Source organism: Streptomyces sp. NPDC001056 (assembly GCF_053598955.1).
This window is the reverse complement of record NZ_JBSFLI010000028.1, coordinates 82,782-104,455: the sequence shown is the minus strand read 5'-3', so window position 1 is coordinate 104,455 and position 21,674 is coordinate 82,782. Positions and strand designations below refer to the sequence as shown.

Sequence of the window (21,674 nt, the reverse complement as noted above, 5' to 3'; positions counted from 1 at the left end):
GTGGGCGACGGCACGACGAACTGACCAGGAATGACGAGAACAGACCGATATATCACGGGAGTTGAAATGAGAAGGAAGATCGTCGAAGCGGTGTCCGGGCTGCGGCGGGTATGCCGCGGAGATACCGGAATGGTGACCTCCGAGTACGCGATGGGGATCATCGCGGCCGTCGGATTCGCCCTGCTGCTCTACGAGGTCGTCACCAGCGGCCAGGTCCGGGCGGAGTTGCAGTCCATCGTGAAGAAGGCCCTCAGTGCGCGGATGTGAACGGGGCTCGGACCGCGGGTTCGTGACGGCGGAGGCGGCCGTGGTGCTGTGCGTGCTGGTGGCGTTCACGATGGCGCTGGTCTGGGGGCTGCTCACGGCGGCGGCGCGGATCCGGTGCGTGGACGCGGCCCGCGCGGGCGCCCGGGCCGCCGCCCGCCAGGACCCGCCCGGCGCGGTGCTGTCGGTGACCCGTCAGGCGGCGCCGCGCGGGGCCCGGGTGACGGTCGGGCGCGAGGGCGACCAGGTCCGGGTGACGGTGGTGGCGAGACCGCCGGTGCTCGGCGGTCTGCCGTTCGAACTCCGCGAGGAGGCCGTGGCGTTGGCGGAGGAGACGGTCGGGGCGAAGGGGGATGAGTGGGCGAAGGGGGATGGGACGTGAGGCGGGGGAGGGGGCCGGCCCGGGCCCGGCCTCGGGTTCGTGCTCGGGTCCGGGCGGTTCGTGTCCGGGTTCTGGCCCGGACGGCGGCGGACCGGTACGGCTCCGACCGGGGCTCCGCCTCCGTCTGGAGCGTCGGGGCGATCGCGGTGCTCTGCGTGGTGTTCGGCGCGGTGCTGGCGCTCGGGCAGGCCGTGGCCGTCCGGCACCGGGCGGCCGGCGGCGCGGACCTGGCGGCGCTCGCGGCCGCGGACCACTGGGCCGAGGGCGGCGAGGCGGCCTGCGCCCGGGCGGGACGGCTGGCCGCGGCCCAGGGGACACGGCTGGTGCGGTGCGCGGTGGAGGGCGAGATCTCGGACGTGACCGCGGCCTCGGGAAGCGGCCCGTTCACGGCGGAGGTCCGGGCCAGAGCGGGCCCGGCGGGTCCGACGGCACCCGGCGCGCCGTCGCCGGACGTGCCGCCCGCCGACCCGGCGGCCCCCGCCCCCTCGATCCACCCCTCCGCGGCGCGCGACCCCGCGATCCCCCGGTCCCCGCCCCTCGGCCCCTGATCCGCCGCTCCGCCCCGACGGCACCACGCCGGCCGTCGCCCCGCCGACCGCCGCCCCCGCCGGTCCCGACCTGCCCGCGCGGCCGCGCTCAGGCCCGCGGCACCCCTCCAGGAGCCGAAGCCGTCCCCTCACCCGGCCGGGCGTCCGCTTCCTTCCGCGACGGGTCGGGGGACCCGCGCAGCAGGGCCGTGAGGAGGCGGACGGCGCCGCGTTTGTGCAGGGGGTCGTTGCCGTTGCCGCACTTGGGGGACTGGATGCAGGAGGGGCAGCCGGCGTCGCACTCGCAGGAGGCGATGGCCTCGCGGGTCGCGGTGAGCCAGGCGTGGGCGGTGTGGAAGGCACGCTCGGCGAAGCCCGCGCCGCCGGGGTGACCGTCGTAGACGAAGACCGTCGGAAGGAGGGTGTCGGGATGCAGCGGCACGGAGACGCCGCCGATGTCCCAGCGGTCGCAGGTCGCGAAGAGCGGCAGCATGCCGATGGAGGCGTGCTCGGCGGCGTGCAGGGAGCCGCCGAGGATCTCCGGCGTGATCCGGGCCTCGTCCAGCTGGTCCTCGGTGACCGTCCACCACACCGCGCGCGTGCGCAGCGTACGAGGAGGGAGGTCGAGCTTCGTCTCGCCCAGGACCTCGCCGGTGATCAGGCGCCGGCGCAGGAAGGAGACCACCTGGTTGGTGACCTCGACGGAGCCGTAGCAGAGCCGGCCCGCGCCCCAGGGGATCTCGGTGTCGGTCTCCAGGACGGAGATGGCGGTGGTGTCACGGGCGACCGTGGAGTACGGCGGGTCGGCCTGCTCGACCAGGGCCACCGAGTCCTCCAGGTCGAGGGAGCGCACCAGGTAGGTGCGTCCCTGGTGGAGGTGGACCGCGCCCTCGTGGACGGTGGAGTGCGCGGCGGCCGCGTCGACCGTGCCGAGCAGGCGGCCCGTGCCCTCCTCCACGATCTGCACCGGGCGGCCGCCCGCGCCGCGGATGTCGGTGAGGTCGGCGGCCCGCTCCCGGCGGGTCCAGTGCCAGGCCCGGGTCCGCCGGCGCAGCAGTTTCGCGGCCTCCAGCTGCGGCAGCACGTCCGCGCAGGCGGGACCGAACAGGGTGAGGTCCTCGTCGGTCAGCGGGAGCTCCGCGGCGGCCGCGCACAGGTGCGGGGCGAGCACGTAGGGGTTGTCGGGGTCGAGGACGGTCGACTCCACCGGCTGGTCGAACAGGGCTTCGGGGTGGTGGACGAGGAAGGTGTCCAGCGGGTCGTCGCGGGCGACGAGGACCGCGAGGGCGCCCTGCCCGGCACGGCCCGCGCGGCCCGCCTGCTGCCACAGCGAGGCCCGGGTGCCCGGGTACCCGGCGATCACCACCGCGTCCAGGCCCGAGACGTCCACGCCCAGCTCCAGGGCCGTGGTGGCGGCCAGCCCGAGGAGTTCCCCGGAGTGCAGGGCGCGCTCCAGGGCGCGGCGCTCCTCGGGGAGGTAGCCGCCGCGGTAGGCCGCGACCCGCCGGACCAGGGAGCGGTCCACCTCGGCCAGTTTCTCCTGGGCGATCACCGAGATCAGCTCGGCGCCGCGCCGGGAGCGTACGAAGGCGACCGAGCGCACGCCCTGCACGGTCAGGTCGGTCAGCAGATCGGCGGCCTCGGCGGTGGCGGTACGCCGTACGGGCGCGCCCTTCTCGCCGTGCAGCTCCGTGAGCGGGGGCTCCCACAGGGCGAAGACCAGCTCGCCGCGCGGGGAGGCGTCGTCGGCGACCTCCACCACGGGCAGGCCGGTCAGCCGGCGGGCGGCGACGGCGGGCTCGGCGGCGGTCGCGGAGGCCAGCAGGAAGACGGGCGAGGAGCCGTAGCGGGCGCAGACGCGGCGCAGCCGGCGCAGCACCTGGGCGACGTGCGAGCCGAAGACGCCCCGGTAGGTGTGGCACTCGTCGATGACGACGTACTTCAGCGACTTCAGGAAGGAGGACCAGCGCGGGTGGGAGGGCAATATCCCGCGGTGCAGCATGTCGGGGTTGGTGAGGACGTAGTTGGCGTACTGGCGGACCCACTCGCGTTCCTCGTACGGGGTGTCGCCGTCGTACACGGCGGGTCGGACCGCGGTGCCCAGAGGTCGTGAAAGTTCCTTCACCGACCGGCACTGGTCCGCCGCGAGCGCTTTGGTGGGGGAGAGGTACAGCGCGGTGGCCCCTCGGCCGTTCGGCGCCCCCGATCCCTCCAGAAGGGTGGACATCACGGGGACGAGATAGGCGAGGGACTTGCCGGAGGCGGTGCCGGTGGCGACGACCACCGAGTCGCCGTCCAGGGCGTGCTCGGCGGCCAGCGCCTGGTGCGCCCAGGGATGCTCGATGCCGCACTCCTGGACGGCCGCGATCACCTCGGACCGAATCCGGTCAGGCCAGACGGCATGGCGGCCTGTGCGCGGGGGCAAGTGCTCCGTATGAGTGATGCGCGCAGCCCGGCTCGGTCCGGAGGCGAGCCGGCCGAGGACAGCGCCCGGCGACGGGCGGGACCCCGGGTCCGGCACGGGTCGATCGGATCGGTGATTCTTGGCCATCGGCACCGAGTGTGTCACTGGCGTGACGGACAATGGAGCCAAGGCGTCGTGCACGCATGCCGGTAAGTGATTGAATGCCATCGCGGCTGGCGTTGCGTCCCGGGGGCCGCAAGTCGAGGTGCCCGAGGGACGACCGCTCGATAGCAAGGTGCTGGAGGATCCGTGGACCTGTCCCTGTCGACCCGTACCGTCGGCGATCGTACGGTCGTCGAGGTCGGTGGCGAAATCGATGTTTACACCGCGCCCAAGCTGCGCGAGCAGCTGGTCGAGCTGGTGAACGACGGCAATTTCCACCTCGTCGTCGACATGGAGGGCGTGGACTTCCTCGACTCCACCGGGCTCGGCGTGCTGGTCGGCGGCCTGAAGCGAGTGCGTGCCCATGAGGGCTCGCTGCGCCTGGTCTGCAACCAGGAGCGCATTCTCAAGATCTTCCGCATCACCGGCCTCACCAAGGTGTTCCCGATCCACACCTCGGTCGAGGAAGCGGTGGCGGCCACCGACTGAGCCCGACCGACCCGCCGCGGGCCCGTGCCCGCGGCCGACCGGCCGACTTCGGGTCACCGACCGGCCGACTTCGGGTCATCGGCCGCCCTCCGGACGGCCGGTGACCGGTTCGCGGACCGGTGGGTCGGTGGTGGGTTCTGCCTGGTTCCGGACGGTTCCGGCCTGTCCCCGACGTCGTGGGGGTCCGTGCCGGGTATGCCCGGGTGGATCCGGGTATCGAAGTTCATGAGGGGCGGGCCCGGCGAGTCCGCCCGACCGCAGTCCCGTAGTCGCGAGGGGGATGCATGGCCACCGTCGAACTCCGCTTCAGCGCGCTGCCCGAGCACGTCCGGACCGCCAGGCTGGTGGCGGCCGCGGTGGCGCGCAGGGCCGGAGTGGACGAGGCGGTCCTGGACGAGGTGCGCCTCGCCGTCGGTGAGGCCTGCTCCCGTGCCGTGGGGCTCCATCAGACCGGCGGTATCGACGCGCCCGTGAAGGTGGCGCTGATCGAGGAGGAGAAGCAGTTCTCCATCGAGGTCGGCGACGAGGCCCCGCACGCGGTGCCCGCCGAGCGGGTGTCCCGGGGCGCCGCCGCGGACGCGGACGTGGAGGCCGAGGAGGACGAGATGGGCCTCGCGGTCATCAGCGGCCTCGTGGACGACGTCGAGGTCACCACCGGGGAGAACGGCGGTCTGATCCGCATGACCTGGCCCGCCGCCCCGCAGGCCGCGACTGTCGTCTGAAGCCGCTCCCGTCGGCCGACGCGGTCACCCCGAAGAACACGAACACACGATCAGGGCCCTGCCGAGCAGGGCCCTGATCGTGTTTCGGTCAGATCGTTTCCGATGCCCCGGAAGGCGCGCCCGGAATTCGTGAAGGAATTCACGATCAATAGCCGTATCATTCGATCAAGATTCAATGGGACCGACGGTGTCCGTCAATGCTTTTGAGGCATTACCTCTTTTGGGGTTGCTCACCGGAGCGTGCGGGCCAATTCTGTTTACCGTGCTCTTTTGGCATCGTTCAGGGGTACCTACAATCCGTCCACATCTTGAGCTCAGCCCAAGCGTCAAGGAGGACGAATGGCGGGGCTTTCTTACCCCTCTGAGTTGGACCACCCCACATACCTCGCAGCCGCGGTGCTCACCAACGGCAACCGGGTCATCGTGGCCGCCATCGCGGCCGTGGCCCTCGCCGCGCTGGTGGTCGCGGGAATCCTGGTGCGCCAGGTGCTCGCCGCCGGCGAGGGCACCGACAACATGAAGAAGATCGCCGAAGCGGTCCAGGAAGGTGCCAAGGCGTATCTCGCCCGGCAGCTGCGCACGCTCGGCGTATTCGCCGTCGTCGTCTTCTTCCTGCTTCTGCTGCTTCCCGCGGACGACTGGAATCAGCGTGCCGGGCGTTCGGTGTTCTTCCTGATCGGTGCGGTGTTCTCGGCCGCCACCGGCTATATCGGCATGTGGCTCGCGGTACGGAGCAATGTGCGGGTCGCCGCCGCGGCCCGGGAAGCGACCCCGGACGAGGGTGAACCCGAAAAAGATCTCACGGCCGTCTCGCACACCGCGATGAAGATCGCATTTCGTACGGGCGGTGTGGTCGGCATGTTCACGGTGGGCCTCGGCCTGCTGGGCGCCTCCTGCGTGGTGCTGGTCTACGCCGCCGACGCGCCGAAGGTCCTGGAGGGCTTCGGCCTCGGCGCGGCCCTGATCGCGATGTTCATGCGGGTCGGCGGCGGCATCTTCACCAAGGCCGCCGACGTCGGCGCCGACCTGGTCGGCAAGGTCGAGCAGGGCATTCCGGAGGACGACCCGCGCAACGCCGCCACCATCGCCGACAACGTGGGCGACAACGTCGGCGACTGCGCGGGCATGGCGGCCGACCTCTTCGAGTCGTACGCCGTGACCCTGGTGGCCGCGCTGATCCTCGGCAAGGCCGCCTTCGGCGACTCCGGGCTCGCCTTCCCGCTGCTGGTGCCCGCCATCGGCGTGATCACCGCGATGATCGGCATCTTCGCGGTCGCCCCCCGGCGCTCCGACCGCAGCGGCATGACCGCGATCAACCGCGGCTTCTTCATCTCCGCGGTGATCTCCCTCGCGCTGGTCGCCGCCGCGGTCTTCGTCTACCTGCCGTCGAGCTACGCCGACCTCGGCGGCGTGACGGACCCGGCGATCAAGGGCAAGGCCGGCGACCCGCGGGTCCTCGCCCTGATCGCGGTGGCCATCGGCATCCTGCTCGCCGCCGTCATCCAGCAGTTGACCGGCTACTTCACCGAGACCAACCGGCGCCCGGTCCGCGACATCGGCAAGACCTCCCTCACCGGACCCGCCACCGTCATCCTGTCCGGCATCTCGCTCGGTCTGGAGTCCGCCGTCTACACCGCGCTGCTCATCGGGCTCGGCGTGTACGGCGCGTTCCTGCTCGGCGGCACGTCGATCATGCTCGCGCTGTTCGCGGTCGCGCTGGCCGGCACCGGCCTGCTGACCACGGTCGGCGTGATCGTCGCCATGGACACCTTCGGTCCGGTCTCCGACAACGCGCAGGGCATCGCCGAGATGTCCGGCGACGTCGTGGGCGCGGGCGCGCAGGTGCTCACCAACCTGGACGCGGTCGGCAACACCACCAAGGCGATCACCAAGGGCATCGCCATCGCCACCGCCGTGCTCGCGGCGTCGGCGCTCTTCGGGTCGTACCGCGACGCGATCACCACCAGCGTGCAGGACGTCGGGGAGAAGCTCACCGGGCCCGGCGCGCCGCTGAGCCTGTCCCTGGACATCTCGCAGCCGAACAACCTGGTCGGCCTCATCGCGGGCGCCGCGGTCGTGTTCCTCTTCTCCGGACTGGCCATCAACGCCGTGTCGCGCTCGGCGGGTTCGGTGGTGTTCGAGGTGCGGCGGCAGTTCCGCGAGAAGCCCGGGATCATGGACTTCACGGAGAAGCCCGAGTACGGCAAGGTCGTCGACATCTGCACCAAGGACGCCCTGCGGGAGCTGGCCACGCCCGGTCTGCTCGCGGTGATGGCGCCGATCTTCGTCGGGTTCACGCTCGGCGTCGGCTCGCTCGGCTCCTACCTGGCCGGCGCGATCGGCGCGGGCACGCTGATGGCGGTGTTCCTCGCCAACTCCGGCGGCGCGTGGGACAACGCCAAGAAGCTGGTGGAGGACGGCCACCACGGCGGCAAGGGCAGCGAGGCCCACGCGGCCACGGTGATCGGCGACACGGTCGGGGACCCCTTCAAGGACACCGCGGGTCCGGCGATCAACCCGCTGCTGAAGGTCATGAACCTGGTCTCGCTGCTCATCGCGCCCGCGGTGATCAAGTTCTCCTACGGCAACGACAAGAACCTCGGAGTGCGGATCGGGGTCGCGATCCTCGCGCTGCTGGTCATCGGCACGGCCGTGTACATCTCCAAGCGGCGCGGCATCGCCGTCGGCGACGACGAGGAGAGCGCCGAACGGGTCGCCAACTCGGCCGACGCGGCGGTGGTTTCGTAGGTTTCGGAAGGAAGCCTGCGCGAAGAGCGGGCGGGCGGCGCGTACGAGAGACGCGCCGCCCGCCCGTTTGCGTGTGCGGTAACGGCACAGTCGTGAGCCTTCTCTCGCGCAAAGAGTAATAAAAGGTACCTAGGGGGCGATCGGTGTGCGGAGCGTGTGCGTCCGCCGTGTAGGGTCCGGGGCCCGAGAGCCATGGAAGGGACCAATCCGGTGAACAAGAAGCTCGCGGCCGCACTGTCCGGCGGTGCGGTACTGGTGGTGGCGCTGTCGGGATGCAGCAGCAACAGCGCCCCCAAGGGGCCCGACCCCAAGCTGGTCGCCTGGGCCAAGTCGGTGTGCGACGCCGTGCCCGCGCAGGACGCGAAGATCAAGGCGGCGAACGCGGCGATCTCCACGACGGCCGCCGACACCGCCAAGCCCGAGACGCTGCAGAAGACCGACTCCAAGGCCTTCCAGGACATGGCCGACGGCTACAAGGCGATCGCCACGGCCGTCAACGAGGCCGGCGCGCCCCCCGGGGTCTCCGGCGGCGCCAAGCGGCTCAGCGACGTCGTGAAGAGCTTCAACAGCCTCTCGGCCTCCTACGGCGACCTGAAGAAGCAGGTCGACGACCTGAACACCAAGGACCAGGCGAAGTTCGCCTCCGGGCTGCACGACGTCGCCCAGCAGATGACCGAGCTGGAGAAGAAGCACCAGAGCGGCACCGAGTCCCTGAAGAACCTCCAGCAGGGCGAGGTCCAGGACGCCATCGCCCAGCAGCCGAGCTGCAAGAAGGTCGCCTCCTCGGCGTCGTCCTCGCCGTCGGCGGCCTCCACGGCGGGCTGACCGGCGTCCGGGTGTGCGGGGGGCGGCCGGGCCTGCCGTCCCCCCGGGCCCGCCCGGGACACACGGGACACAATGGGGACCGTGACTGACTCCGGACCCGCCCCCCTGCCCGCCGCCGACCGTCCCGAGGCCGCCGCGCGGCTGCGGGACGCGCTGCTGGCCGCCTCCTTCACCGCCGACGGGCTGCTCGAACTGCTCGGCGCGCCCGTGTACGCGGCGCTGGCCCGCAGCGAGACCGTGCCCGCGTTGAGGGCGACCCGTGGCGACACGCCGCTGGAGACGCTCGTACGGCTCTTCCTGCTCCAGCAGCCCGTGGCGCACGCGCGCGTGGCCGCGGTGCTCCCCGTCGAGGAGGCTGTCGGGGCCGGGTGGCTCGTGCGGGTGGGCGGCGACGAGCTGGCCGCCACCGTGGACGTGCGGCCGTACGGCGGTCCCGGCGGCGAGGACTGGTTCATCGTGTCCGACCTGGGCTGCGCGGTCGGCGGCGCGGGAGGCATCGGACAGCACGCCGAGGGCGTCGTCCTCGGCGTCGGCGGCGCCTCCACCACCCTCGCCGGCATCACCGTGCGCACCCCCGTCGGCGCCGCCCTCGACCTCGGCACCGGCTCCGGCATCCAGGCGCTGCACGCCTCCCGGCACGCCACGCGCGTGACGGCGACCGACCTCAACCCGCGCGCGCTGCACATCACGGCGCTCACGCTCGCGCTGTCCGGCGCGCCCGCCGCCGAGCTGCGCGAGGGCTCGCTGTTCGAACCGCTGCGCGACGACGAGAGGTTCGACCTCGTCGTCTCCAACCCGCCCTTCGTCATCTCCCCCGGCGCCCGGCTCACCTACCGCGACGGCGGCATGGGCGGGGACGATCTGTGCCGCTCGCTCGTTCAGCAGGCGGGAGAACGGCTGAACGAGGGCGGGTTCGCGCAGTTCCTCGCCAACTGGCAGCACGTGGCGGGGGAGGACTGGCAGGACCGACTCAGGTCGTGGGTGCCGCGTGGCTGCGATGCCTGGATCGTGCAGCGCGAGGTGCAGGACGTCACGCAGTACGCCGAGCTGTGGCTGCGGGACGCCGGGGACCACCGCGGGGACCCGGCGGAGTACCAGGCGCGCTACGACGCCTGGCTCGACGAGTTCGAGGCGCGCAAGGTCAAGGCGGTCGGCTTCGGCTGGATCACCCTGCGCAGGACCGGCGCGGCCGAGCCCTCCATCACGCTGGAGGAGTGGCCGCATCCCGTCGAGCAGCCCCTCGGGGACACCGTCCGGGCGCACTTCGAACGCCTCGACTACCTCCGCGAGCACGACGACGCGGCGCTGCTCACCCATCACTTCCGGCTGGTCGGCGAGGTGGTGCAGGAGCAGGTCGGGCTGCCCGGCGCCGAGGACCCGGAACACGTCGTCCTGCGCCAGCACCGCGGCATGCGCCGGGCCACCAAGGTGGACACGGTGGGCGCCGGGTTCGCGGGCGTGTGCGACGGCACGCTCAGCGCGGGCCGCATCCTGGACGCCATCGCCCAGCTGATGGGCGAGGACTCGGTACGGCTGCGCGACCAGACCCCGGCCCAGATCCGGCTGCTGGTGGAGCAGGGCTTCCTGGAGCCGGTGGGCTGAGGCGCTCCCGCGCGGAAGGGGCCCGCGCGCGGAGGGCGGGTCGGCGCGGTGTCCTGCGCCGGCGGGTCCGCGCCGTGTCCCGCGTGCCGCAGCGGGCCCGCCGCCGCGGCATGCGACGGCAGCGGGTCGCGTCGGTGCGGGCCGTCCTGTGCCGCCTCCGCGCCTCCGGCGTGTGCCCCCGACACACCATCGGCGTGTTCCGCCCCGTACGCCCCGGCGTGCGCCCCCGTCGCCTCCCCGTCACCCCGCGGTGCCACCCGCCCCGCCCTGGCGCATGCCGGCGACGCCCCCCGGCGTATGCCCTTGGCACGCCCGGGTGGGCCGCCGACCGCAGAACGGCCGGAAAAACACGGGTCCCGTGGCGAGGAGCGCACCTCCGCGTCCCTCGCCCGGTCCGGTGCCCGCCCCACCGGCCTCCCGTTCACCCCGATGTCGCCCGCCTGTCGCCCGTGCGTGTCACTCTCCCCGCGCTGGACGGAGCCGGAAGGGGCGGGGAACGATGGAGCGCGGACCGGCGATCTTCACGGGAGTGGTGTTCGCCCTGTTCGGAGGTGCCCTCCTGGTGTGGACCGGGACCCGGCTGCGGCGCGGTGAGCCGGTGGCCCACGGTGTGAACCGGGTCGCATCGGCCACCGTCGCGGGCGTGGCCGGAACCCTCGCACTGGCCCTCGGCGGCTACTGCCTCACCCGCCTCTGACGTCGGCGGGTGTCCCTTCCCGGGGGTGCCGCGAGAGTAAGAGGAGCATCACGCTCCGGACAGGCCGGGACGGGGTACCCGGTACTCCGGGCGGCAGGAATACCGGTAGTCGGGTTACCGTTCGAGTGGCCGTTGTGGGCTTTTCCCGTTTGACACGGGGGCGGGATGTACCGTCACACTCCGCAGCGTCACACGTGCCAGCAGTACGTTGCGACCCCGGGACCAAGGCCTGGGGAGGCCACAGCGTCGACCGGAGAGAAGAGCGAAGTTGTCCCCGACCAGCGAGACCGCACAGGGCGGCCGCCGACTCGTCATCGTCGAGTCGCCTGCCAAGGCGAAGACGATCAAGGGCTACCTCGGCCCCGGCTACGTAGTCGAAGCGAGCGTCGGGCACATCCGTGACCTTCCCAACGGCGCCGCCGAGGTGCCCGAGAAGTACACCGGCGAGGTGCGCCGCCTCGGCGTGGACGTCGAACACGACTTCCAGCCGGTCTACGTGGTCAACGCGGACAAGAAGGCGCAGGTCAAGAAGCTCAAGGACCTGCTGAAGGATTCCGACGAACTCTTCCTGGCCACCGACGAGGACCGGGAGGGCGAGGCCATCGCCTGGCACCTCCAGGAGGTCCTGAAGCCGAAGATCCCGGTCAAGCGGATGGTCTTCCACGAGATCACCAAGGACGCGATCCGCGAGGCCGTCGCCAACCCGCGCCAGCTCAACCAGAAGCTGGTCGACGCCCAGGAGACCCGCCGCATCCTCGACCGCCTCTACGGCTACGAGGTCTCCCCGGTGCTGTGGAAGAAGGTCATGCCCCGGCTGTCGGCCGGCCGTGTCCAGTCCGTCGCGACCCGGCTCGTGGTCGAGCGGGAACGCGAGCGCATCGCCTTCCGCTCTGCCGAGTACTGGGACCTCACCGGCACCTTCGGGACCGGCCGCGCGGGTGACCCCTCCGACCCGTCGTCGCTGGTCGCGCGCCTGCAGACCGTCGACGGACGGCGTGTGGCGCAGGGCCGTGACTTCGACTCCCTGGGGCGGCCGAAGACCGCGAACATCCTCCACCTGGACGAGGCGACCGCCCGCGCGCTCGCCGCCGCGCTGGAGAACACCCGCTTCTCCGTGCGCTCGGTGGAGTCCAAGCCGTACCGCCGCTCGCCGTACGCGCCGTTCCGCACCACGACGCTCCAGCAGGAGGCCAGCCGCAAGCTCGGCTTCGGCGCCAAGGCGACCATGCAGGTCGCCCAGAAGCTGTACGAGAACGGCTACATCACGTACATGCGTACGGACTCCACGACGCTGAGCGAGACCGCCGTCACGGCCGCCCGCGCCCAGGTCACGCAGCTGTACGGCGCCGACTACCTGCCCCCGCAGCCGCGTACGTACGCGGTGAAGGTGAAGAACGCGCAGGAGGCGCACGAGGCGATCCGGCCCTCGGGTGATCGTTTCCGCACGCCCGCGGAGACCGGCCTGACCGGCGACCAGTTCAAGCTGTACGAGCTGATCTGGAAGCGGACCGTCGCCTCCCAGATGAAGGACGCGACCGGCAACAGCGTGACCGTCAGGATCGGTGGCACCGCCGCCGACGGCCGGGACGTGGAGTTCAGCGCCTCCGGCAAGACGATCACCTTCCACGGCTTCCTCAAGGCCTACGTCGAGGGCGCCGACGACCCGAACGCCGAGCTGGACGACCGCGAGCGCCGGCTGCCGCAGGTCGCCGAGGGCGACGCGCTGTCCGCCGAGGAGATCACGGTCGACGGCCACGCCACCAAGCCGCCGGCCCGCTACACCGAGGCCTCCCTGGTCAAGGAGCTGGAAGAGCGCGAGATCGGCCGCCCGTCGACCTACGCGTCGATCATCGGCACGATCCTCGACCGCGGTTATGTCTTCAAGAAGGGCACGGCCCTCGTGCCGTCCTTCCTGTCCTTCGCCGTCGTGAACCTTCTGGAGAAGCACTTCGGTCGGCTGGTCGACTACGACTTCACCGCCAAGATGGAGGACGACCTCGACCGGATCGCCCGCGGTGAGGCCCAGGCCGTGCCGTGGCTGAAGCGCTTCTACTTCGGCGAGGGCACCATCGGCGGCGCCGCGGCCGACGCGGGCAACGGCGACGGCGACCACCTCGGCGGCCTCAAGGAACTGGTCACCGACCTGGGCGCGATCGACGCCCGCGAGGTGTCCTCGTTCCCGGTGGGCAACGGCATCGTGCTGCGGGTCGGCCGCTACGGGCCGTACATCGAGCGCGGCGAGAAGGACACCGAGCAGCACCAGCGCGCCGACATCCCGGACGACCTGGCGCCGGACGAGCTGACCGTCGAGCTGGCCGAGAAGCTGCTGGCCGAGCCCAGCGGCGAGATCGAGCTGGGCACCGACCCGGCCACCGGCCACGCGATCGTCGCCAAGAAGGGGCGCTACGGCCCGTACGTCACCGAGGTGCTCCCCGAGGGCACCCCGAAGACCGGTAAGAACGCGGTCAAGCCGCGTACCGCCTCCCTCTTCAAGTCCATGTCGCTGGACACGGTGACGCTGGGCGACGCCCTGAAGCTGATGTCGCTGCCGCGTGTCGTCGGCGCCGACGCCGAGGGCCAGGAGATCACCGCCCAGAACGGCCGCTACGGCCCGTACCTGAAGAAGGGCACGGACTCGCGCTCGCTCCAGACCGAGGACCAGCTCTTCACGATCACGCTGGAGGAGGCGCTGGCGATCTACGCCCAGCCGAAGCAGCGTGGGCGGGCCGCCGCCAAGCCGCCGCTGAAGGAGCTGGGCGAGGACCCGGTGTCCAAGAAGCCGGTCGTGGTCAAGGACGGCCGCTTCGGGCCGTACGTCACCGACGGCGAGACCAACGCGACCCTGCGCTCCGGCGACAGCGTGGAGACGATCACCCCGGAGCGCGGCTTCGAACTCCTCGCCGAGAAGCGCGCGAAGGGCCCGGCCAAGAAGACCGCGAAGAAGGCGGCGGCCAAGAAGACCGCCCCGGCGAAGAAGACCGCCGCCAAGAAGACGGCGGCGAAGAAGACCACGGCGAGCGCCGCGAAGAAGACGGCGGTGAAGAAGACCGCCGCCAAGAAGACGACGGCGACGAAGTCGACGTCTTCCGGCGCGGAGGACTGAGCGCCCAGGCGTCCCGTTTCGCCCCGCACACGCCCCGGCATCACTTTGGTGTCGGGGCGTGCGCATGCCAGGAGTGCGAGGTGTGGTGTCGGTGGCTGCGGATAGGCTGAACGCATGACGCGAGCCGAGCAGCCAACGGCCCACACTCCAGAACCGGACGACGCCCTGGTCGCGGACTCCCGCGAGCGCGCCGTACGTTCCCTGCTGCGCCGACCGCAGTTGCGGCGCCTGTGGAGCGCGCAGCTGGTCAGCGGGGTCGGCGACACCCTCGCCCTCCTCGTCCTGGTCCTCCTCGTCCTCCAGGCGGCGATCACCCAGGGCGCGTTCGGCGGCGGCTACCGGGGTGTCGCGTTCGCGGTCGCGACGGTCTTCGCGGCCCGGGGCCTCGCCGCGCTGCTCTTCGGCGCGGTCCTGCTCGGCCCGCTGACCACGCTCACCGCCCAGGAGGGCCCGCTCGACCGCCGCTGGACCATGGTCGGCGCCGACGGCCTGCGCGCCGTGCTGCTGATCATCGCCCCCCTGTGGATCGACTGGTCCCCGGCGAACGCCCCGGCCGTGCTGCTGGTCACCGCCTTCGTCACCGGCGTCGCCGAGCGGCTGTGGACGGTGTGCCGCGAGAGCGCGGCCCCGGCCCTGCTGCCCGCCCCGCCGCCGGAGGGCGCGACCGTCCGGCCGCTGCCCGACCACATGGACGCCCTGCGCCGCCTCGCGCTGCGCACCGGCTTCCTCGCCGTACCGCTGGCCGCCGCCGCGCTGGTCGTCGCCGGCCTGCTCAACAACCTGCTGGGCACCGGCGTGCCGTGGTTCGACCAGCACCACGCGGCCCTCGCGTCGTACGTGGCGGCGGGCCTGTTCGCCGCCTCCCTCTCCCTGCTGACCTTCCTGGAGCTGCCCGACACGCGCACCCCCCGCGCGCGGTCCCCGCTGGAGGGCCTGCGCCGCCCGCGCACCGGCGCCGGTGTGGACAAGGGGCGCACGGGCGCGATCCCGCTGCTCGTCCTCGCCTGCGCCGTCGTGGCCGGCGCCATCGCGGCCGCCGTCTCCGTGTGCGTGCTGCACGCCACCGACCTGGGCGGCGGCCCGGTGCTGTACGGCCTGCTGGTGTTCGGCCTGACCGGCGGCGTCGCCGTCGGCATCCGCACGGCACCCGCGCTGCTGCCCTCGCTGTCCCGCCGTCGGCTGCTGGCCCTCGCGATCGCCTTCACCGGCGTCGCGCTGCTGGCCGCCGGTCTGGTCCCGGACGTCACCACGGTGCTGCTGATCGTCACCCTGGCCGGTCTCGGCGCGGGCATCGCGGCCAACACCGGGCACGCCCTGCTCGACCAGGAGACCGAGGACTACCGCAGGGCGCGCGTCACCGAGCACCTCCAGGCCGTCGTCCGCGTCTTCATAGCGCTCGGCGCGGTGATCGCCCCGGTGGTCGCCGGGCTGATCGGCCGGCACCGGCTGGAGAACGGCCGGTTCGTGTTCGCGCACGGCGGCGCCTCGTTCACGCTGATGCTGGTCGGCGCTCTGCTGCTGCCGGTGGCCGCGCTGGTGCTCGCCAAGGTCGACGACCGTTCCGGCATCCCGCTGCGCCAGGACCTCAAGGACGCGCTGCTCGGCGGCGACGACCCCGTCGAGACGCAGGCCACGAACGGCTTCTTCATCGCCCTGGAGGGCGGCGACGGCGCCGGCAAGTCCACCCAGGCCGAGGCCCTCGCCGAGTGGATCCGCGCCAAGGGCCACGAGGTCGTGCTCACCCGCGAGCCGGGGGCCACCCCCGTGGGCAAGCGGCTGCGCTCGATCCTGCTGGACGTGTCCTCGGCGGGCCTGTCCCACCGCGCGGAGGCGCTGCTGTACGCCGCCGACCGCGCCGAACACGTCGACACCGTCGTACGCCCCGCCCTGGAGCGCGGCGCGGTGGTGATCTCCGACCGCTACATCGACTCCTCCGTCGCCTACCAGGGCGCGGGCCGCGATCTGTCCCCGACCGAGATCGCCCGTATCAACCGCTGGGCGACCGACGGCCTCGTACCGCATCTCACCGTGCTGCTCGACGTCTCCCCGGAGGCCGCCCGCGAGCGGTTCACCGAGGCGCCGGACCGGCTGGAGTCGGAGCCCGCGGAGTTCCACGCGCGCGTGCGGGCCGGTTTCCTCACCCTGGCCGCCTCCGACCCCGGCCGCTACCTGGTGGTCGACGCCGGGCAGGAGCCCGAGGCCGTCACCACCGTGATCCGGCACCGCCTCGACACCGTGCTGCCGCTGTCCCAGGCCGAGATCGAGGCCCGGGAGGAGGCGCGCAGGAAGGCCGAGGAGGAGGCCCGCCGCAAGGCCGAGGAGGAGGCCGCGCGCAAGGCCGAGGAGGAGCGCCTGGAGCGCGAGCGCCAGGAGGAGCTGGCCCGGCTGCGTGCCGAGGAGGAGGAGCGCAAGCGCCGCGAGCTGGAGGAGGCGCAGCGCCGCGAGGCCGAACGGCAGGCGGAGGAGGCCCGGCAGCGGGCGGCCGACGCGGCCCGGCGCGCCGAGGAGGAGCGGCAGCGGCTGCTCGCCGAGGAGAAGGCCCGCGCCGAGGCGGAGGAGCGCCGCAAGGCCGAGGAGGAGCGCCGCCGCAAGCAGGCCGAGGAAGAGGCCCGGCTGCGCGCGGAGGAGGAGGCCCGGCAGGCCCGGCTCCGCGCCGAGGAGGAGGCCCGGCAGGCCAAGGAGCGTGCCGAGGAGGAGGCCCGGCGCCTGGAGGCACAGCGCAAGGCGGAGGACGCGCTGCTCCGCGCCGAGGAGGCCCGCCGTCAGGCCGCCGAGGCCGCCGCGGTCGCCGACCTGGCGGCCCGCAGGCCGGTCAGCCCCCAGCCGAAGGCCCCGGGCGTGACCGCGGACGCGACCACGGTGGCCACTCCGGTGGTGTCGCCGGGACCGGGCACGGAGGAGACGGTGCCCACCCCGGTCCTCTCGCCGGACTCGGACGAGCCGTTCGGCCGCGACGCCCGGAACCCGGTCTCCGATGCCGAGACGACCGCCGAGCTGCCGCAGCCGCCGGCCGTTCCCGGTGCCGCGGACGAGACGGCCGTGCTGCCGCAGGTGCCCGCCGGCGCCGCCGACGAGACCGCCGTACTGCCCCAGGTGGGCGCGGACGAGACGGCCGTACTGCCGCCCGTGCGCGACGAGGCCCCGGCGGACCGGGTGCCGCGCGGTTTCTTCCGCGACGAGCGGACCGCGGGCCCCGACGGTTCCGAGGACCGCACCCGTGAGATGCCCCGGCCCGGCACCGACGGCACCCGCCGCCGGCCCCGACCCGACTGGGCCGAGGAGACACCCCTGGACGACCTGCCGTCCCTGGCGGACGAGCTGCTGGGCTCGTACGACGAGGAGGACGGGCCCCGGCGGGGCCGCCGGGGCTGACCCCGCACTTGTGCGGAGCGGCGCTCGTGTCCTGCGTGGAGCAGGGGGCGGGCGCCGCTCCGCGTCGGCGGCGCAGTCGGCGGAGTCCTCGTTGTCAGAGCCCACCCGCACAATGGAGGTCGGAACGCGGAGTGTGACGGAAGGGCGGCGTGACCCGTGAGCGTGTGGGACGACCTCGTCGGGCAGGAGAAGGTGAGCGCGGTGCTGGACGCCGCCGCCCGGGACGCCGACGCCCTGGTCACCGCCGCCGCGGCGGACGAGCCGCTGCCGGAGACGTCCCGGATGACGCACGCGTGGCTGTTCACCGGCCCGCCCGGCGCGGGCCGCAACCAGGCGGCCCGGTCCTTCGCCGCCGCCCTCCAGTGCGTGAGCCCCGACCGCGCCCTCGGCGGCGCGCCCGGCTGCGGTTTCTGCAACGGCTGCCACACCGCGCTGCTCGGCACCCACGCGGACGTCTCCACGGTCGCCGCGGTCGGCGCGGAGATCCTGGTGAGGGACATGCGGGACACGGTCCGCAAGTCGTTCACCGCGCCGGCCAACGGGCGCTGGCAGATCATCCTGGTCGAGGACGCCGAGCGGCTGAACGAGAAGTCGGCGAACGCCGTGCTCAAGGCCGTCGAGGAGCCCGCCCCCCGCACGGTCTGGCTGCTGTGCGCCCCCTCCGTCGAGGACGTCCTGCCGACCATCCGCTCCCGCTGCCGCCACCTGAACCTGCGCACACCCTCGGTGGACGCGGTCGCCGACATGCTCGTACGACGCGACGGCGTCGAACCGCAGGCCGCGGCCGCCGCCGCCCGCGCCACCCAGGGACACGTGGACCGCGCCCGGCGCCTGGCCACGGACCCGGCGGCCCGCGAGCGCCGCGCCGCCGTCCTCAAGCTCCCGCTGCGCCTGGACGAGGTCGGCGCCTGCCTCAAGGCCGCCCAGGAACTGGTCGACGCGGCCGCCGAGGACGCCAAGCAGCTCGCCGAGGAGATGGACGGCAGGGAGGCCGAGGAGCTGAAGGCGGCGCTCGGCGCGGTCCAGGGCGGCCGGCTGCCGCGCGGCACGGCGGGCGTGATGAAGGACCTGGAGGACATGCAGAAGCGCCGCAGAACCCGTACCCAGCGCGACAGCCTGGACGTGGCCCTCGGCGACCTCACCACCTTCTACCGCGACGTCCTCGCCCTCCAGCTCGGCTCCCGTGTGGCGATCGCCAACGCCGACGCGCAGGACGCGCTGGACCGGCTGGCCCGCGGCAGTTCCCCGGAGTCCACCCTGCGCCGCATCGAGGCGATCGCCGCGTGCCGCGAGGCCCTGGACCGCAATGTGGCGCCGCTGCTGGCGGTGGAGGCGATGACGATGGCGCTGCGGGCGGGCTGAGGATGCCGTTCCGGAGGGTGCTCCCGACGCCCCGTCCCTCGTACGGGGCGACAATCCGAACTCATCGCATCCGCCGCATCGCCCAGCGTTACTCTCGCGGGATGCAGACCAGGTCCTCCCCCTTCCGGCCCCGCGGCGGGCGTCCCGCGGCCCGCCCCCGGACCACGGCCCGGCTCATGGCCGCCGCCCTGACGACCGCGGCTCTCCTCGTGTCCGCGTGCTCGCCGGGCAGCAGCTCGATCAGGCCGTCCTCGGCGGCGTCGCCGCGGACCGACGCGGCGGCCGCCCCCGTCCTGGCACCGCTGCCGCGCGCGATCCCGGCCGCGCTCACGCCGTACTACACACAGCGGCTCCGGTGGCGCGACTGCGGCGCCCCCGGGTTCCAGTGCGCCACGATGAAGGCCCCGCTGGACTACGACCGGCCGGGCGCGGGCGACGTACGGCTCGCGGTGACCCGCAGGGCCGCCACCGGCAGCGCCAAGCCGCTCGGTTCGCTGCTGGTCAACCCGGGCGGGCCGGGCGGCTCGGCGGTGGGCTACCTGCAGCAGTACGCCGGTCTCGGCTACCCCGCCGAGGTCCGCGCCCGGTACGACATGGTCGCGATGGACCCGCGCGGCGTCGCCCGCAGCGAGCCCGTCGAGTGCCTCGGCGACCGCCAGATGGACACGTACACGCAGACCGACGTGACCCCCGACGACCGGGCGGAGGAGGACGCGGCCGTCGCCGCCGACGAGAAGTTCTCCCAGGCCTGCGGGGCGCACTCGGCGCGGCTGCTGCGGCATGTCTCCACCGTCGAGGTGGCCCGGGACATGGACGTCCTCCGCGCGGCGCTGGGCGACGCGAAGCTGAACTACGTGGGGGCGTCGTACGGCACCTTCCTCGGCGCGACCTACGCCGGCCTCTTCCCGAGCCGGGTGGGCCGCGTGGTCCTGGACGGCGCGCTGGACCCCTCCCTGGACTCCCGCACGGTGAACCTGGAGCAGGCCCAGGGCTTCGAGACGGCGTTCCAGGCCTTCACCGAGGACTGCGTGCGCCGCACGGACTGCCCGCTCGGGGGCAGGGGCACGACCCCGAAGCAGGCCGCCGACCACCTCAGGAGCTTCTTCCGCAAGCTGGACGGCCATCCCGTCCCGACGGGCGACCGCGACGGCCGCAAGCTGGGCGAGGCGCTGGCCACCACCGGCGTGATCGCGGCGATGTACGACGAGGGCGCCTGGGGCCAGCTGCGCGCGGCGCTGACCTCGGCGACGAAGGGCGACGGCGCGGCCCTGCTCGCCCTCTCGGACAGCTACTACGAGCGCGACGCGAACGGCCACTACAGCAACCTGATGATGGCCAACAACGCCGTGAACTGCCTCGACCTGCCGCCCGCCTTCACCGGCCCCCGGCAGGTGGACCAGGCGCGGGCCGCGTTCGAGAAGGCGTCCCCGGTCTTCGGCGAGGGCCTGGCCTGGTCCTCGCTGAACTGCGCGTACTGGCCGGTGCGGGCCACGGGCGAACCGCACCGCATCACGGCACGGGGCGCGGCCCCGATCGTGGTCGTCGGCACCGTCCGCGACCCCGCCACCCCCTACCGCTGGGCCCAGTCCCTGGCCCACCAGCTGACCTCCGGCCACCTGCTGACCTACGCCGGCGACGGCCACACCGCCTTCCTCCGCGGCAGCAGCTGCGTCGACTCCGCGATCGAGACCTACCTCCTCCACGGCACCCCGCCACCCCCCGGCAAACGCTGCTCCTGACCCCCGGCCCCGGCCCCGGCACACCGCCCCGGGGCCGGTACGAAGCACCCCCGGAAACTGTGTAGACTTACCGACGTTGCCGACCGCACCCCAGGTGCAGGCAGCACGCCGCTTTAGCTCAGATGGCCAGAGCAACGCACTCGTAATGCGTAGGTCTCGGGTTCGAATCCCGAAAGCGGCTCCATGATGAACCCCAGGCCAAGCATTTGACCTGGGGTTTTCTTCATGGTTCGCCTTGAGGACCAAGCTGACAGGTGGACAGCCGACCAACGCGGTGGCATCCGCGTGCTCCTCGCTTCTGGTGTAGCGAGCGGCTCAGCGCGCAAAAAGGTCGGCGACCGGAGCGAGTGTGATCGCCAGGATGCGCGATGCCGAAGCCGCCGCGGGCGGGCCGGGCGAAGGATTCGCCGGCCCCGGGCTCAGGGCGCGCGGCAGCGCGGCAAGCAGCCAATGGAGGCTCGGTCTGCGGCCCTCCGGCGACGACAACCGGCGCGTTCTCGCGGTACCGGCGTACCTCGACCGCTGAGTGTGCTCCTGAGAAGCAGGGCCGTGGGCGTTCATGTGCGGGAGTCCCCGCCGGCCGCCGCCCGCACCTCCACTCCTGGGCTCCACAGCCCGAGAGCCCCTCTGATCCGCGGAGGCGCAGGGCAGAGGGGCTCTTCGTGTCGAGGATGTCGGCACCGGGTCGGATCCTCCGGGTGAGTGGACTGCTTACGGCTCGGGCGAGACCACCGGCACCCACGGGTTGTTGTCGCAGTCGAGCGACGGCCCACCCGGCGCCGTCGGGTTCGCGATGCATGTGGTCTCGTAGACCTGGCCACCGGTGGTGAGGACGTTGACGCGTACCGGGTGCGGCTGTCCGGTGAGCGCGTTGGTCTCGTTGATCGACGCGCTGCAGACGACGCCCGTCCCCGGATAGCCCGGGTGGGAGGTGAGGTTGACCCACGTGAAGGGACCGGTTTCGTCGCCGGTGTCGGCGCGGATACCCACGTACGTCTGACCGCCGTTGGTCACCGCGGACCGGAGCTCGTAGGTTCCCAGGATCTGCGTCGCGTCGATGTCGGAACATCCGGGCGCACCCGCCGGACCCGGGAGGCCGGGCGCACCCGTCGGACCCGGGAGACCGGGCACACCGGGCAGCCCCTGGAACCCAGGCAGACCGGGGGGGCCGACGGGGCCCGCCGGACCTGTTGGACCTGCCGGCCCCTGGACCCCGGGCAGTCCGGGCAGGCCCATCTCGCCGGGCAGTCCGGGCAGTCCGGGCAGTCCGGGCAGG

General features: G+C 72.9%; 14 protein-coding genes, 1 tRNA gene and 1 pseudogene. 14 read left to right on the top strand and 2 right to left on the bottom strand.

Annotated elements, in window-relative coordinates; genetic code table 11:
- Window positions 1-66: 66 nt before the first annotated feature.
- The 3 genes from ACWDD7_RS28345 (at window position 67) to ACWDD7_RS28335 (ending at window position 1,194) form a co-directional block, all read left to right on the top strand.
- Window positions 67-267 (top strand): DUF4244 domain-containing protein, encoded by a 201-nt coding sequence (locus ACWDD7_RS28345; protein WP_351880533.1) that lies wholly within the window; start codon window positions 67-69, stop codon window positions 265-267.
- The gene (locus ACWDD7_RS28340; RefSeq protein WP_351880530.1) at window positions 254-646 is read left to right on the top strand and encodes a TadE family type IV pilus minor pilin; all 393 of its coding nucleotides are present in this window, start codon (window positions 254-256) and stop codon (window positions 644-646) included. Before ACWDD7_RS28345 ends, ACWDD7_RS28340 begins: the two co-directional genes overlap by 14 nt.
- 71 nt (window positions 647-717) lie before the next feature.
- The gene (locus tag ACWDD7_RS28335) at window positions 718-1,194 is read left to right on the top strand and encodes an Rv3654c family TadE-like protein (RefSeq protein WP_351880539.1); all 477 of its coding nucleotides are present in this window, start codon (window positions 718-720) and stop codon (window positions 1,192-1,194) included.
- An 88-nt stretch (window positions 1,195-1,282) separates the two neighbouring features.
- Here ACWDD7_RS28335 and ACWDD7_RS28330 read toward each other — a convergent pair whose 3' ends face one another.
- Entirely contained in the window at window positions 1,283-3,805 is a 2,523-nt protein-coding gene (locus ACWDD7_RS28330; protein ID WP_450459498.1) for a DEAD/DEAH box helicase, read from the bottom strand.
- 81 nt (window positions 3,806-3,886) lie between these two features.
- On the opposite strand from ACWDD7_RS28330, the gene bldG reads away from it, so the two are divergent.
- The 11 genes from bldG (at window position 3,887) to ACWDD7_RS28275 (ending at window position 20,582) form a co-directional block, all read left to right on the top strand.
- Entirely contained in the window at window positions 3,887-4,228 is a 342-nt protein-coding gene (gene bldG, locus ACWDD7_RS28325; RefSeq protein WP_010986038.1) for an anti-sigma factor antagonist BldG, read from the top strand.
- Window positions 4,229-4,512: 284 nt separating this feature from the next.
- On the top strand, window positions 4,513-4,950 hold the full coding sequence (locus tag ACWDD7_RS28320; RefSeq protein WP_351880524.1) for an ATP-binding protein: 438 nt from the start codon (window positions 4,513-4,515) through the stop codon (window positions 4,948-4,950).
- Between the two features lie 339 nt (window positions 4,951-5,289).
- A complete protein-coding gene (locus ACWDD7_RS28315) occupies window positions 5,290-7,698 on the top strand; it encodes a sodium-translocating pyrophosphatase (protein WP_450459497.1) in 2,409 nt (802 codons plus the stop codon).
- A gap of 192 nt (window positions 7,699-7,890) precedes the next feature.
- Complete coding sequence (locus ACWDD7_RS28310) at window positions 7,891-8,523, top strand: small secreted protein (protein ID WP_351878033.1); 633 nt, start codon at window positions 7,891-7,893, stop codon at window positions 8,521-8,523.
- A 72-nt stretch (window positions 8,524-8,595) separates the two neighbouring features.
- Window positions 8,596-10,125: a DUF7059 domain-containing protein gene (locus ACWDD7_RS28305; RefSeq protein ID WP_450459496.1), complete on the top strand. Its 1,530-nt coding sequence runs from the start codon at window positions 8,596-8,598 to the stop codon at window positions 10,123-10,125.
- Window positions 10,126-10,624: 499 nt separating this feature from the next.
- Window positions 10,625-10,822, top strand: a complete 198-nt coding sequence (locus ACWDD7_RS28300) for a hypothetical protein (RefSeq protein ID WP_450459495.1) — start codon at window positions 10,625-10,627, stop codon at window positions 10,820-10,822.
- A gap of 268 nt (window positions 10,823-11,090) precedes the next feature.
- A complete protein-coding gene (gene topA / locus ACWDD7_RS28295) occupies window positions 11,091-13,925 on the top strand; it encodes a type I DNA topoisomerase (RefSeq protein ID WP_450459494.1) in 2,835 nt (944 codons plus the stop codon).
- 114 nt (window positions 13,926-14,039) lie between these two features.
- Entirely contained in the window at window positions 14,040-17,297 is a 3,258-nt protein-coding gene (tmk, locus tag ACWDD7_RS28290; RefSeq protein ID WP_450459493.1) for a dTMP kinase, read from the top strand.
- A gap of 156 nt (window positions 17,298-17,453) precedes the next feature.
- Window positions 17,454-18,659 (top strand): DNA polymerase III subunit delta', encoded by a 1,206-nt coding sequence (locus ACWDD7_RS28285; protein ID WP_450459492.1) that lies wholly within the window; start codon window positions 17,454-17,456, stop codon window positions 18,657-18,659.
- 101 nt (window positions 18,660-18,760) lie between these two features.
- Window positions 18,761-20,398, top strand: coding sequence for an alpha/beta hydrolase (locus ACWDD7_RS28280; protein ID WP_450459491.1), 1,638 nt, complete (start codon window positions 18,761-18,763; stop codon window positions 20,396-20,398).
- A 107-nt stretch (window positions 20,399-20,505) separates the two neighbouring features.
- Window positions 20,506-20,582, top strand: a tRNA-Thr gene (locus ACWDD7_RS28275).
- Between the two features lie 527 nt (window positions 20,583-21,109).
- Here the strand turns inward: ACWDD7_RS28275 and ACWDD7_RS28270 are convergent.
- A pseudogene (locus ACWDD7_RS28270) lies at window positions 21,110-21,674 on the bottom strand (hypothetical protein); the annotation flags it as partial.

What these genes read in the sequence shown, in the direction of transcription:
- ACWDD7_RS28345 (WP_351880533.1), top strand. Translation starts at nt 67, where the DNA reads ATGAGAAGGAAGATCGTCGAAGCGGTGTCCGGGCTGCGGCGGGTATGC.
- ACWDD7_RS28330 (WP_450459498.1), bottom strand. Translation starts at nt 3,805, where the DNA reads ATGGCATTCAATCACTTACCGGCATGCGTGCACGACGCCTTGGCTCCA.
- ACWDD7_RS28320 (WP_351880524.1), top strand. Translation starts at nt 4,513, where the DNA reads ATGGCCACCGTCGAACTCCGCTTCAGCGCGCTGCCCGAGCACGTCCGG.
- ACWDD7_RS28315 (WP_450459497.1), top strand. Translation starts at nt 5,290, where the DNA reads ATGGCGGGGCTTTCTTACCCCTCTGAGTTGGACCACCCCACATACCTC.
- ACWDD7_RS28310 (WP_351878033.1), top strand. Translation starts at nt 7,891, where the DNA reads ATGGAAGGGACCAATCCGGTGAACAAGAAGCTCGCGGCCGCACTGTCC.
- ACWDD7_RS28305 (WP_450459496.1), top strand. Translation starts at nt 8,596, where the DNA reads ATGGGGACCGTGACTGACTCCGGACCCGCCCCCCTGCCCGCCGCCGAC.
- ACWDD7_RS28300 (WP_450459495.1), top strand. Translation starts at nt 10,625, where the DNA reads ATGGAGCGCGGACCGGCGATCTTCACGGGAGTGGTGTTCGCCCTGTTC.
- tmk (WP_450459493.1), top strand. Translation starts at nt 14,040, where the DNA reads ATGACGCGAGCCGAGCAGCCAACGGCCCACACTCCAGAACCGGACGAC.
- ACWDD7_RS28280 (WP_450459491.1), top strand. Translation starts at nt 18,761, where the DNA reads ATGCAGACCAGGTCCTCCCCCTTCCGGCCCCGCGGCGGGCGTCCCGCG.